This is a genomic window from Nocardia brasiliensis ATCC 700358 (genome assembly GCF_000250675.2).
Classification (GTDB): Bacteria; Actinomycetota; Actinomycetes; order Mycobacteriales; family Mycobacteriaceae; genus Nocardia; species Nocardia brasiliensis_B.
On record NC_018681.1, the window covers coordinates 6631882 to 6645023 of the forward strand.

9 protein-coding genes and 4 tRNA genes are annotated in these 13142 nt (G+C 66.6%); 5 read left to right on the top strand and 8 right to left on the bottom strand.

Annotation, left to right across the window (positions count from 1 at the left end):
• Positions 1–11: 11 nt before the first annotated feature.
• Positions 12–1184: a glycoside hydrolase domain-containing protein gene (locus O3I_RS29280; protein ID WP_014986632.1), complete on the bottom strand. Its 1173-nt coding sequence runs from the start codon at positions 1182–1184 to the stop codon at positions 12–14.
• A 35-nt stretch (positions 1185–1219) separates the two neighbouring features.
• Positions 1220–1849, bottom strand: a complete 630-nt coding sequence (locus O3I_RS29285; protein WP_014986633.1) for a hypothetical protein — start codon at positions 1847–1849, stop codon at positions 1220–1222.
• A gap of 331 nt (positions 1850–2180) precedes the next feature.
• Here O3I_RS29285 and O3I_RS29290 point away from each other — a divergent pair, with 331 nt between their 5' ends.
• Both O3I_RS29290 and O3I_RS29295 read left to right on the top strand, forming a co-directional pair.
• Positions 2181–3227, top strand: a complete 1047-nt coding sequence (locus O3I_RS29290; protein WP_014986634.1) for an AraC family transcriptional regulator — start codon at positions 2181–2183, stop codon at positions 3225–3227.
• Positions 3228–3316: 89 nt separating this feature from the next.
• The gene (locus tag O3I_RS29295; protein WP_041562948.1) at positions 3317–5380 is read left to right on the top strand and encodes a CocE/NonD family hydrolase; all 2064 of its coding nucleotides are present in this window, start codon (positions 3317–3319) and stop codon (positions 5378–5380) included.
• A gap of 75 nt (positions 5381–5455) precedes the next feature.
• On the opposite strand, the gene O3I_RS29300 is transcribed toward O3I_RS29295, so the two are convergent.
• The 5 genes from O3I_RS29300 to O3I_RS29315 all read right to left on the bottom strand — a co-directional run bounded on the left by O3I_RS29300 (position 5456) and on the right by O3I_RS29315 (position 10106).
• Positions 5456–6922 (bottom strand): aldehyde dehydrogenase family protein, encoded by a 1467-nt coding sequence (locus O3I_RS29300; protein ID WP_014986636.1) that lies wholly within the window; start codon positions 6920–6922, stop codon positions 5456–5458.
• Positions 6923–6980: 58 nt separating this feature from the next.
• Entirely contained in the window at positions 6981–7514 is a 534-nt protein-coding gene (locus tag O3I_RS29305) for a GNAT family N-acetyltransferase (RefSeq protein ID WP_014986637.1), read from the bottom strand.
• Positions 7411–7938, bottom strand: a complete 528-nt coding sequence (locus O3I_RS44165) for a TetR/AcrR family transcriptional regulator (protein ID WP_081594177.1) — start codon at positions 7936–7938, stop codon at positions 7411–7413. Before O3I_RS44165 ends, O3I_RS29305 begins: the two co-directional genes overlap by 104 nt.
• 239 nt (positions 7939–8177) lie before the next feature.
• Positions 8178–9593 (bottom strand): MFS transporter, encoded by a 1416-nt coding sequence (locus O3I_RS29310; protein ID WP_014986638.1) that lies wholly within the window; start codon positions 9591–9593, stop codon positions 8178–8180.
• 441 nt (positions 9594–10034) lie between these two features.
• Positions 10035–10106 (bottom strand) — tRNA-Val (locus tag O3I_RS29315).
• Positions 10107–10864: 758 nt separating this feature from the next.
• On the opposite strand from O3I_RS29315, the gene O3I_RS29320 reads away from it, so the two are divergent.
• The 3 genes from O3I_RS29320 to O3I_RS29330 all read left to right on the top strand — a co-directional run bounded on the left by O3I_RS29320 (position 10865) and on the right by O3I_RS29330 (position 11130).
• Positions 10865–10937, top strand: a tRNA-Gly gene (locus O3I_RS29320).
• 46 nt (positions 10938–10983) lie between these two features.
• Positions 10984–11054, top strand: a tRNA-Cys gene (locus O3I_RS29325).
• 1 nt (position 11055) lies between these two features.
• Positions 11056–11130, top strand: a tRNA-Val gene (locus tag O3I_RS29330).
• A 746-nt stretch (positions 11131–11876) separates the two neighbouring features.
• Here the strand turns inward: O3I_RS29330 and O3I_RS29335 are convergent.
• Positions 11877–12863 (bottom strand): NADPH:quinone oxidoreductase family protein, encoded by a 987-nt coding sequence (locus O3I_RS29335; protein ID WP_014986639.1) that lies wholly within the window; start codon positions 12861–12863, stop codon positions 11877–11879.
• Positions 12864–13142 lie beyond the last annotated feature (279 nt).

Genomic DNA, 13142 nt, shown 5'->3' on the forward strand with positions numbered 1-13142 from the left:
CTCCGATTCGATTACCCGCCGTACTCCGCCAATTTCGCGTTCAAGTAGTCCCACGGAAAGTTCGGTCCGACATCGGTGTGCGTGCCGTCCCGCTTGCCGATCGTGTACGCGTTGTGATCGGCCACGCCGCGCTCGTCGGCGCCCAATTCCTCGGGCGAGATCGTCCGGATCGGCAACCCGTACTTGCGGCAGTCCTGCACGGCGAGCCAGGCCGCGCAGTCGATACCGCGCTGCATCCGCGCGAACCATTCGTCACGCGACCAGGCCGCGCGCGACCCCGCGAAGCACAGGTTGATCGACCGCGAATTGCCGCTGAGCACCGACCACGAGGCCAGATCGGTGTCCACCACGTCGATCACCGTGCCGGTGTTGTCGTCGGTGTAGTGGTAGGAGACACCCGAATTCGGGTTCTGCAGATAGTTGGCCAGGGATTGGGCGTCGCCGTTGCCCTCCTGGGTGTGCAGCAGAAACCACAGCACCGGCGCACCGCCGCGGGACGACGTGTTGGGGCTGATGCCGGTCTGGTCGTCCTCCCGGCTGATCGGCGAAACCGGTCCTGGTGTGCGCGCGGCCGACCATTGACCGTAGTCCGGCCGCAATACCTCGTTGACGTCGATGCCGACACCGGAGATCTCCCGCTGATCGATCTCGATCTGGTGCATGTGGGCGGCCGGATGGTGCTCGTTGATGGACGGGTCACCGGACCAGTTGTGCTGCCAGAACCATTGCCCGACACCGTCTTCCAACGCCCAATCGATGCATCGGGCATTGCAGTAGACGCCGGTCCATTCCGGGCCGACCACCGACGCCCAGCCGCGCAGGAACGGCGCGATCAGGCTGTTCCACTCGTCCAGCGTCGGATTGTCGTCGACCGGCGCGTACAGCGGCCGGTAGCCGGGACCGCCCGCCTCGAAATGGAAGCGCAGCGCCGTCTCCGCGTGCCGCGCGCCGCCGTCGTAGCCGCCGCGCCAGTCCGCCGTCGGCCCCTTGCCGTATTGGTAGTTGGTGACGATCTCCAGGCCTTCGGCGCGCAGTCGATCGCAATAGTCCCGGCGCAAGGGTTTCGCCCCGAAGTTCGTGCCGGGGCGCGATTCCGAGAAATACCCGACCACGCCGGCGAATCCGGCCGCCCGAATATCGGCCGGCTCGATGAGCGCGGCAGAGAAGTCGATCAACTGGGTCACGGCTCTGCCCTTCCTGTGGTCGCGGTGTAGCGGTTTCAGTGCCGAGCGCCGGTGACGGCGAAATGCTCGACCTCGGCGATATGGCCGCCCGTCGACACCGCGATCGTGAGCACGCTGCCCGGTGCCGCGGTGAACGGCACGATCGCCGACCACGGCTCATCGGTCCCGCCCGCGGCGATACCGGAGACCACGCCCACCGGTTCCGCGCTGCCGTGCACCCGGATCTGCACCGTCAGGCTCTCGTCGACCCCCGTGATCCGGCCGCTCACCGTCAGCGGTGAGGTCACCGTCGCCCCGTACCCCGGCTCGTCCACCGACAGCGTGCCGCCGTCGGATCCGACCACCTCCCACGGCGCATCGTCACCGGCTCCGATCCGCGCCAGATGTAGCACCGCCGCCGTGATCTGGGCCCCGTTGGGCGCGGCGAACCCGACGCCGACGAAACGCTCGCTCCCGCCGGTATCGCTGCGGCCGACGCCGACCACCACCTGGTCCACCGTCCGCAGGCCGAGATACTCCTGCGTGAACGTGAGCGCGGTCAGTTCCGCGTCGAGATGCCACGCATCGGCCCCGTCCGTCCGATACGCCGCCTGCCACTCCACCGCCTCGGCCTCACTCCGAAAAGGCCACAACGGCACGAACCCGAACTCCCCCTGCTGCGCCACGGTTCCTCCCCTCTCGGGTGGATTGCCCACTGCGACAATGCGATGAACGACACCGCACCACCCACTTTAACGCCGGGGCTTGCGCGGCGAACCGGCGTTCGCGCATCTCGATCCGTGTCGCTGGAATAGCCGGCACCGCACCATTGCGGGCGGCACGGCGGCGCTGTCGTAAATATGCGGCGGATCGGACCTGCTTCGACCCATATTCAGGTAAGACTGATATGGGGTTTGTTCGGTGGCTGCCCGGTAGCTCGCGAATTCCCGTTGTATCCGCGTGTTTCTGCCGGGTTCGCGTTACACCGTTGTATCGCGAGGATTCTGGAGGTGCCCGATGGCGGTGATGGCCAAAGCGGCGAGCTTGCGTGGGTATGCGGCGCTGGTCGACGAACTCGGCGGCGACGGGTGTCGCATGCTCGAGCGTTTCGGGATCGCCCCGACGACGATGGACAGCGAGGACGCGGTCGTCACGGCCGAATCGCTGGGCTGGGCGTTGGAGGTCGCCGCCGTGGAGTTCGGCTGTCCCGATTTCGGACTGCGGCTGGCCGCCCGCCAGGACGGGTCGGAGTTCGGATTCCTGATGGTAGCGGCCATGAACTCGGCCACGGTCGGCGAAGCCCTGCAGCAAATCTGCCGATACCTGCACATCCAGCACGCCGGCCTCGTGCTGGAACTGGTGCCCGATCCGGAACGGCACGCCGGGGTAGTCGGCATCCATCTCGCCGATCCGGCCGAAGCGGCCGGTCTCACGCAGGGTATCGACTTCGCTGTCGGCGTCCTGCACACGACGCTGCAGCGCACCAGGGGCGGCGACTACGGACTCCGCGGCCTGCGCCTGCCACACCCGGCACCGCTCGATACCGGTCGCTATCTCGACTTCTTCGGCCTCGCCCCGTCGTTCGGACACGACACCACCATTCTTCGGATCGCCGCCGACGTGCTGCAAGAGCCCGTTGTCGGCAGCAATCCCGCGGTGCGGACGCTGGCGGTCGACTATCTGAGCCGAAACTTTCCCGGGCCGGGACGGACCATGAGCGCGCGCGTGCGCACCGCGATCGAAGCTCTGGCCATGACCGCGACCATCGGCGCCGTCGCGGAACGACTGACGGTGCACGAACGCACGTTGCAAAGAACTCTCGCCGCGGAGGGCACCACCTTCTCCCGGCTGCTGGATGAAACCCGTCGCGATGCGACGTATCGACTGCTGAGCGAAACAGATTTCTCCATGGCACGCATTACCGCTCTGATCGGTTTGCAAGAGCAGTCGGCGCTGACCCGGGCCACCCGACGGTGGTTCGGCGCGCCGCCCCAGCACATTCGGAGCACGGTCCGGGCGACGCGCGGCCACCCGGCGGAACCACCAGGTGTCATACGCGGATAAATCTCCGTCACTCGCCGGCAAAGCTTTTCCGACGATTTGCCGAAACAATCGTTGTGCTACTGGCGAGTAATCGAGAGGTTGGTCAGACGATGAGAATTGCCCTCCGCGTCGGCGTGGCAGTGGTGACCGCGGCAGCGCTGGTCCCCTTCCTGATACCGGCGGCCTCGGCCGATCCCGACACCTGGTACACCGGATTCGACGGCGGCGATCTGGCCGCGCAATGGACCGCGACAACCGATGGCCCGCAACAGTATTCGGACATCGTCGCGGACCTGTCGGTGCCCATCGAAATGAGCGACGGGGTCACGCTGAAGGCCGACATCACGCACCCCGCGGTGCACGGGCAGATGGCTCCGGGGCAGCGTCCGACGATTCTGCAGATCCAGGGTTACGGCAAACAGGCCATCACTCTCGCTCAGGGGCTGCTGGATCTGCCCGGCATCGAGGAAGTGCTGTTTCCATTCATCGCGCAATTCAACTTCGACGGCACGGCGTTCGCCGGGATCACCAATATCACCAGGCAATTGAGTACCGGCATAGTGCAGTCCATCGCGCAATCACGCCAACTGGCCCGCGGTGGTTACACCCTGGTGCAGGTCGACCTGCGCGGCACCGGCGCCTCCGAGGGCGCCTGGCAGCTCTTCGCGGAGCGGGAGCGGCAGGACTCGCAAGAGGTCATCGACTGGATCGCCGCGCAACCCTGGAGCAACGGCAATGTCGGCACCATGGGCGCGTCGATGACCGCGATCACCGCGCTGCAGGCCACCGACCGCGGTAATCCGCATCTGAAGGCGAACTTCGGCGTGGTACCCAGCAGCGACATCATGAGTGACATCGCGGCCCCCGGCGGCGGCATCGGCTTCGCCTTCCTGCCGATCTGGCTGCTCGCGGTGAACCTGTCGAAGATGCTGCCCGACGTCGCCTCGATCGTCTCCGGAAGATGGGACACCGCACAGCAATTGCAATGGCTGCGCGACCGGATCGCCGATCCGGCAACCTATTTGGACGTGGTGGCGAACGGCTACGGCTCGACCTCGATCGGCCAGCTCACCCAGAAGGCGCGCGATATGTTCACACCGGGCTCGCCGTTCCGGCGGGCGATGGTGACCGACCTCGCCAACGTCAGCACACCGGTCATGATGGTGGCGGGCTGGTTCGACATCTTCGGTTCGACACCGGCCGAGACCTTCAACGGGCTGAGCAAGCTGTCGCCGGACCAGAAGAAGATCATCATCGGCGACGGCTACCACGCCGCTCCCGGTGTCCTCGGCTTCGGCGACCCCGGTATGCCGCCGCGCCTGGACGTACTGCAACGGGCCTGGTTCGACAAGTGGCTCAAGGGAATCGACAACGGAATCGAGCACTTCAGCCCGCTCACATTGCGCCAGCAGGGCGGCGGCTGGCGCGCCGACTTCGAGTTCCCGAACCGGGAAGTCACCTATCGGCGCATGTATCTGAACGACATCAACTCCGCAACCGCGCCCCATGCCGTAATCGACGGCGGGCTGTCCGCCGAACCACGGCAGACGACAGTGCGCGATCTGACCGTCGCGCCGAGCCTGCTCAGCCTGTGTTCCCGGGATATGGCACGTATTTCGGGCGGCGCCACCTCGATCGTGCTGGCCTGCACCGAGGATTCCCGGATCTGGGAGCACAGCGGCCTGACTTTCACCAGCGCACCGGTGGCGACTCCGACCGCCATATCCGGGCCGATCGCCGTGCACCTCAACGTGGTCCACGACGCCGCCGACGGCTTCTGGGTAGCCACGGTGAACGACGTCGCCCCCGACGGGAACTCGCGCGAGATCAGCACCGGACAGCTCACTGCTTCACTGCGCCAAGTGGATCCGGTCGCGAGCACCACCTCGGCCAACGGCGACTACACCGCACCCAAGTACTACATCGACCTGGCACAGCGGGAGCCGACGCTGCCCGGTCAACCGGTCACCTTGGATATCGCGCTCACCCCGATCGAGGCGGTGCTACAGCCCGGCCACCGCCTGCGCGTCGACGTCTACGCGGGCAACTTCCCCAAAGGGCTGCCGCCGACTCCGCTCATGGTCGACACCGCGTTGAAACCGGAGCACGTCCGCTTGGACCCGAACGCCCCCAGCTGGGTGAACATCGCCGTCGACACGGACATCCCCGGCTGACCGCTACCGCGGACCGCGCGCTCCCGGCCAAGGCGTGCGCGGTCCGCCCCTGGGTTTCGAGCAGCGTCCGCTGATTCAGTGCCGCTCGGCCGCGGCGAAGGCGATGTGTTTGTACTCGACGAAATCCTCCAGTGCCGCAAGCCCGTTGAGTCTGCCGAGGCCGCTCTGCTTGTAGCCGCCCTCCTCGAATTCGTCGTAGACCGCCGCCCAGTCGTTGATCCAGACGGTGCCCGCCTCGATGCGGCGGGCCACGCGCAGGGGCTGGTCCACGTCGCGGGTCCAGATGCTGGCGGCCAACCCGTATTCGGTCGAATTGGCCAGGGCGATCGCCTCGTCCTCGGTGCGGAAGGTCTGCACCGTCAGCACCGGGCCGAAGGTTTCCCGTTGCACGATCGGCAGCGAGTTGTCCCGGACCGCCAGCACCGTCGGATCGTAGAAGGCACCGCCCCGCAAGCGCGGATCGGACGACGGCCCGCCCCGGACGATGACCTCGGCGCCCATCGAAATGGCCTCCCGCACAACGGTGTCGACCCGTTCGACGTTCTGTCGCGAAATAAGCGGTCCCATATCGCTCGCGGGATCGCTTGCCGGACCGGGCCGGACCGCCTCGAACGACGTGCGCAACCGCTTGCCGAGGTCCTCGGCCAGCGATTCGTGCACCAGCAGACGGGATCCGGCCATGCAGAACTGGCCCGCGAAGACCGTCACCGCGTCGGTCAGGACCGGAACGGCGGCGTCGAGGTCGGCGCTGTCGAACACGATCATCGGCGATTTGCCGCCCAGCTCGAGACCGAAGCGCTTGAGCCGGTCGGCGCCGGCCGCGGCGATCGCGCGTCCCGTGGTGGTACTGCCCGTGAAACTGATGACCGGCACATCGGGCGACTCGACGAGCACCGCACCACCGCTGCCGTCGGTGACGACCGTGTTCAGCACGCCATCGGGTAAATCGTTGACCTCAGCGATGATTCGGGTGAACAGCGCGCAGATCTGCGCGGTCTCCTCCGGGTATTTGACCACCGCCGTGGTCCCCGCCGCCAAGGCCGGTGCCAGCGAGCGCACCGCCAGGATCACCGGCGCGTTGAACGGCACGATGACCCCGGCCACGCCCACCGGCTCCCGCAGCACGATCGATGTCCGCCCCTGACCCATGTCCGACGCGCGCCCGGCCGAATCCGCCAGCGCCATGGCCGCCCACCAGCGCAGCTTCGGCGCCACCATGTCGATCTCGAAAGTGGCTTCCCGCTTGATCTTTCCGTTGTCGAGCGACAGCAGGTCGATCAGCGCCGCCCGATTCGCTTCGACCGCATCGGCCATCGCGCCGAGCACCCTGGCCCGCAGCCGGCGATCGGTGGCCCACTCCGTCGTGCGGAACGCCGCTCGAGCGGCCTGTATCGCCTCCTCGATGTGTGCGCGGGTGGCGAAGGCATACTCCCCGATGACATCTCCGGTGGCGGGGTCGTAGCTGAGCCGGTGCTCGTCGGCGTCGCGCCAGGTGCCGTCGATGAGATTCAGAGCGGGGGTGAAATGTGCCGATGCCATCATCGTTCCTCCGGATACTCGCTGGAGTAATCGTATACGATTTCGGCACCACGGCGGATGGCTAATCGAGTACGCGGGTCATCCAAATAGAGTCGCCGCGAACAGGATCCGGGGTGACCCGCCCGCTGTCGTAGAAGTCGAGCTTCGCCAGCACCCGGAACGAGGCGGTGTTCCATTCGCGCACGGTCGCCCACAATCGCCGCCGGCCGGTGCGCGCCGCCGCCTCGACCACAACCCGGCCCGCCTCGGTGGCATACCCGTGACCGTGCGCGCGTTGCGCCAGTTCGTACGCTATCTCCGGTTCGTCGAAGGACCCCTGCCCGACAATCAGGCCGCAGTAGCCGACGAACTCACCGGTGTCGCGTCTTTCGATCGGACGCAACCCCAACCCCGGATCGGGACCGAGCGGGTTGGCCGCCAGCCAGACACGCATGTCCTCGACCGTCGGCCGCCCGTCCGCACCGATCCGATGCCGGGCCCGCGGATCCCGCTCAGCCCACAGCGCGCGATAGTCCGCCGCGTCCGAGGGCAGCCAGGGCCGCAGCCGGAGCCGTTCGGTCGCAAGGTTTTCCGGGAAGTCCGTATAGGTCGCCACGAATCGAGCCTAGGGAAATCGGATTCCCTGACCGCGGTGTTCTCCGCGTTTCCCTACACTGCCGACGGACCCCGAGCAGACCGATACCGTCGACCGGATCGGCGTGCGGGACCTCGACGGCGATCATGTTCTGCTTCGGGCCCGCCGCGAGCGCGGCCACCCAAACATGGATCAAGGTGATCATCGCGGGACCGTGCCATGCTTCCCGCCGCCGAATCATGCTGGCCACTTGCGAACGCCCGTCGTACACGAGTCGCTCGCACAATTCGTCCTTCGAACCGAAGTGGTAGAAGAACGACTTCTCGCTCACGTCGGCCTGTTCGATGATCGTCAGGAGATCGACGTTCGGCACCGTGCTCGGCGAAGAGTTCGAACGCCGTGGCGAGCACACGATTGATGGTCGGCTGGACTTGGTCGACAACATGCCCACTCCCTTTGACGGTCGTGACACCTTTCCCTCGCCAGCGTCTCTGGACCTCGACGTGCGTGCACCGTGCACCCAGCCGAGACCACGGTGGACGCGGTAGGCGACCTGACCGTGTTACGGGCACCGCAGACGGCGGGTTCGTCGAACACCGCGCCTGATCGGCTGCGCGAGTCAGCGCGACCAGGGGTTACCTGGCGCGGGGCGCAGCCCGTGGCGGCGAGCTGCGCCCCTGGGTGTCAGCATTTTTCGCGTAACAGCACCACGGCGAGTGCGGCGCCGGCCAGCAGGAGCACGGCACTGCAGCCGAATGCGACTGCGTAGCCCTGTGTTTCGGCCGTGGCCGCCGGCGCATCGCTGTGCCGGGTTGCGGCGGCGGCGATCGTGGACAGCAGGGCCGCACCGAAGGCGGTGCCCAGCTCGTTCGCCACGTTGTAACTCGCACCGGCAATTCCGGAGTCCGACGCCGGGATCCGGCTCAGCACCGCGGCCGAAGCGGACACCAGCGTCGGACCGACACCGACCCCGATCAAGAGCAGCGCGGGTAGCACGCTCAGCCAATAATTGCTGCTCACGCCGATCTGGGTCAGGAGAAGCATTGCGGCGGCGCTGATCGTCAACCCCGTCGTGATCATCGCCCGCGCGCCGAAGCGCGGTAACAACCGTCCTGTCGCAATCGAACTGAGGGTCGCGACCGCCGCACATGGCACGAAGGCACCCGCCGACGCGATGGCCGAGTAGCCGAGCACGCGCTGCAGGTAGAAGCTCAGCAGCAGGAACACCGCCGTCAACGCCATCGCGCTGAGCAGCACCGACAGCAGACTGACACCGCGCATCCGATCGAACACGATGCGAAGCGGCAGCAACGGGTGCGGGTTTCGCCGCTGCCACACGACGAATATCGTCAATGCGACGACGGCGAGCGCACCCATCGAAAGGACCTGGGCGACACTGCCGTTCTCGAAGGCCCCGATGCAGTAGATCAACGACACGACGCCGAGGGAGGCGGCCAGGGCACCGAACAGGTCGAAATGATGGTCACCGTCGGTCCGGGACTCCGGCAGCGAGAACACAGCGCCCACGGCACCGAGTAGCGCGATCGGCGTCGCGATCACCATGCACCATCGCCAGGACGCCAGGCTCGTGAGCAGCCCACCGGCGAGCAATCCGAGGATGCCGCCCATACTGGTGGCCGCTCCGTAGATGCCGAGCGCTTTCGCGCGTGCGGCGGGTTCGGTGAAGATCGACGCGAGTAGTGCCAGCGCCGCCGGCGTCAACAATGCAGCCGAGACCCCTTGTGCCGCACGGGAAAAGAAGAACACCAGCTGGTGCTGAGCCAGACCGGCGACCAGCGAGGCGGCAGCGAAGCCGATGAGCCCGATGACGAAAGCTCTACGACGCCCGAGGAAGTCGGCCACCCGGCCGCCGAGCAGTAGCAGCGCCCCGACGGCCAGTACATAGCTCGAGACACCCCACTGCCGATTCACGTCCGAGATATGCAGCGCCTGCTGCGCTGCGGGCAGGGCGATATTGATGATCGACGCGTCCGCGATGATCAGCAGTTGTGCCGTGGTTATCACCGCGAGTCCCAGCCACGCACGGCGCGTGGCGGGCGCTTGATCCCGTTGGGCACGGGCAATTCCAGAATTGAACATGATCATTCCTTGCGACGGAGAGGGCCCGAAGCGGCGCACGACCGAATAGGCCGCACACTGCTCGGTAAAAGGGCAAGAAATGCCGACAGGCCCCGTCGAAGACAGCAAAACCAGCCTGCACTGCAGGCGTCTTGCTGATGTGCGGGGCCGGGCCGTCGGCGAGACGGCCTAGGGTCTGGTGATCCAGAGCCTTCCGGTGGGCAGGCGATCCACCCCGCGGCACGGTCGCCGACCCGCACGCACGCGAGCAGGTACCACCAGTGCTCGCGCGGGTCGACGGATGATCATGCGCAGATCCTATCCGACGCGCAGCGCAGTCGAAGACAACAATTAGGCCAGGTGACCAGTTCAGTGGCGGGATGCCCGTGCGGTACGAGCCGCAGCGCGGGCACAAAAAATGCCAGTTCATCACTATTACTGCGATGACCTGGCATTCTGCGGTGGTCCCAGCTGGTTTCGAACCAGCGACCTCTCGCGTGTGAGGCGAGCGCTCTCCCGCTGAGCTATGGGACCGGGAGGAGTGTTCTGGGCGCTTGGAGTGCGCTTCGAACGAGATGGAACATTAGCACGGGGCACCGGCGGTTCACCAAATCGCCACCCTGATGAGGGGCAAGCGGGTGGGGGTGGATCGGCTCGGCGAGTGCGCTGCGGACGGACGGCGTTCGGGCAGTGCGGGTTTCGACAGCGACCGGAGACGCGGCCTGGCGCGACCGGTCGCCGGATTGGATCCCGAGGTCAGTCGGATAGCTCGGCCATATCCCCGGGCTGGGCCACATCTGTGGACCGGACCGCACCTCGAGCCAGCCCCGGCGTTGAGCCAGACTGCACGCCGAGCTAGGCCGGATCATCGGCCTGGCCCACACCGGTGGGCCGGGCCACACAACCGAGCCGGGTCGCATCTCGCACCGCAGGGCTGGGCTGGTCGCGGGCCGAGCCCAAACCACATCGCCGAGCCAGATCGCGGGGGCGGGGCACGATCGCCGGGTGCACCGCGGTGCCGGGTCGCAGGACCGGCCGGACCGAGTCGTCGGGTCAGATCGGGCCTGGGTCGCCGTACGCAGTGAGACTCTCGGGCTAGGGCGAGATGCGGAGTGGTCGGGGCGGCGGTGCCTCTCGGACCACTAGGTCCTCCTCAACCACATCGGCCACCTCCGCCACAGTGGCAACCTGCTGGATTTCAGGCGTTCTACCAGCCGATTTGTAGCTTTCACCGGGCGTCGGCTAATGTTCTGTCTCGCACCACGGAGGCCGGAACAGCCACCGAGATGCACGCGGATGTAGCGCAGCTGGTAGCGCATCACCTTGCCAAGGTGAGGGTCGCGGGTTCGAATCCCGTCATCCGCTCGAGAGGTAGGGCCAGGCAAACTAGTTTCGCCGTCCCCCTTCGCACGGTGGAGTGGCCGAGTGGTGAGGCAACGGCCTGCAAAGCCGTGCACACGGGTTCGATTCCCGTCTCCACCTCGCGCGATTAGCTCAGCGGGAGAGCGCTTCCCTGACACGGAAGAGGTCACTGGTTCAATCCCAGTATCGCGCACCATCGTAGTACCAGGTCAGGCTCCCTTTCGAGGGGGCCTTTCTTGTTGGGGGGGTTTGGGGTTCTCGGTGACGTGGTTTATGCGTGATGCGGCGGTTGACGATGAGCTGCAGGCGCGGTGAGCGGTGGGGCGGCGTAGTCAGGGCGGTAGGCGGCGGAGTGACCTCACAGACTTGGGCGACAGAGGGACGGCGTGTCGTACGGCGAGTCGGGCTGTGGGGTGCCGGGAAGGTCTGTGAGCTCGGTGAACTGCGGGCGCAGCGGGCAGCGGGCAGCGGGCAGCGGGCAGCGGAGTGACCTCACAGACTTTGTTGACGGCGAGACGGCGTGGCGTGCGGCGAGTCGGGCTGTGGGGTGTCGGGAAGGTCTGTGGGTGCTGCGGCGGCTCGGACACATCGGCGGAATTGCACTGACGCCGAGGTTGATACGCTCCGCGCGGCGTGACCCGGCCGCCTCTCGCAACTTGGACGCTTGGGTCTTCACCGATTCCATGAATCTAGTCCGCTACACGAGCAACGGTGAAGTGCGGCACGAGTTTCCGTTATCCAGCGAGGCGATCTACGGGAGACGGTCCCAGTCGCAGTGAGAAGGACGATCGAGTAGATCGAATCCCTTCGGGGCGGATCCCGGTCAACGTAAACGGGTTGTGGGGCTCGCGATGCACGAACCCCACGTCGAGACTCCGAACAACCCTCAACGCCGAACCACCGGACGGAAACGCCGAACCACCGGACGGACGCGCAACAGCTTCACGGACGGATCGCGAGTTTCCCTGTCGTGTAGCGTGATTCGAGCGCTACGAGAGCTTTCGCCCCGTCGACGAGGTCGTAGATGGTGGGGCTGCCGGGTGGGTAGACGCCGGATTCGATGAGGGTGGCGAGTTCGGTCATCAGGTCGGTGAAGAGGGTGGGGGCGGATTGGATGAGGATGCCCAGGTGTAGGCCGATGACGTGGATGGGGTGCTCGAAGTTCAACTCCCAGTTGGTGACCGCGGATTCGCCGGCGGCGACACCGTAGACGATGACGCGGCCGGTGACGCGGCGGGCGGCGGCGAGGCTGGCGCGGAAGTTTTCGCCGCCAACGGATTCCAGGACGATATCGGCGCCGTGGCCGTCGGTGAGGCGCAGGACTTCGGCGGCGACGTCGGCGGTGCGGTAATCGATGACATGGTCGGCGCCTGCTGCGCGGACGGTGTCGTGCTTGTCGGGGGACGCGGTAGCGATGACGGTGGCGCCGTAATGTTTGGCGAGACGGACGGCGGCTTGACCGACCGCGCCGGCGGCGGCGTGGATGAGGACGGTTTCGCCGGGGGTGATGCGGCCCAAGGGTTTCAGCGCGGCGAGGGCGGTGGCCCAGTTGAGGATGAGGCCGAGGGCTTGTTCGTCGGACCAGCCGGGCGGGATCGGCGCGACGGCGGCGGCGTCCTGCACCATGTATTCGGCGAAAGCGCCGTAACCGGTGCCGATCACGTGTGCGCCGAGCGCGGGCTCGGTGACGCCGGGACCGAGGGCGACGACTTCGCCCGCGGCCTCGAAACCGGCGAGGTAGGGCGCTCGAGGTCCGCCGTGATAGGTGCCGTGGGTCTGCATGACGTCGGCGAAGTTCACCCCGGCGGCAGTGACCCGGAGCAGGACCTCCCCCAGCCCCGGCGCCGGCACCGGCGCGTCGGCGATCAACCGCATGTCCTGCGGACCGGTCAGGGACGGCTGCTGCAACGCGCGCATGGTGCGGGTCATGGTATTTCGAACTCCGTTCTCCGGGACCGACTCGGCACAGCACCACCGGCCGACCTCATTACTACGACAGCTGTAAGCCCGCGCGGCCCCGAAGTGTTCCCGAGACCGACAAACGACGAAGGTCGAATAGTGCCGTCCAGTTCCCTTCACGGATTCATGCGGCAACCGCATGTGTCGATGCCGAACCCTGGCACATACTTTGTCAGATCTGTCGACGAAGCGCTGGCCGATCCACGCGAGTCACGAACAGGCACAGTCCATTTGACGATCATGGACAGT

Excerpts from the sequence above, each read along its gene's own strand:
- O3I_RS29300 (WP_014986636.1), bottom strand. The coding sequence starts at position 6,922 with ATGATGGCATCGGCACATTTCACCCCCGCTCTGAATCTCATCGACGGC.
- O3I_RS29290 (WP_014986634.1), top strand. The coding sequence starts at position 2,181 with ATGGCGGTGATGGCCAAAGCGGCGAGCTTGCGTGGGTATGCGGCGCTG.
- O3I_RS29310 (WP_014986638.1), bottom strand. The coding sequence starts at position 9,593 with ATGTTCAATTCTGGAATTGCCCGTGCCCAACGGGATCAAGCGCCCGCC.
- O3I_RS44165 (WP_081594177.1), bottom strand. The coding sequence starts at position 7,938 with ATGTTGTCGACCAAGTCCAGCCGACCATCAATCGTGTGCTCGCCACGG.
- O3I_RS29295 (WP_041562948.1), top strand. The coding sequence starts at position 3,317 with ATGAGAATTGCCCTCCGCGTCGGCGTGGCAGTGGTGACCGCGGCAGCG.
- O3I_RS29335 (WP_014986639.1), bottom strand. The coding sequence starts at position 12,863 with ATGACCCGCACCATGCGCGCGTTGCAGCAGCCGTCCCTGACCGGTCCG.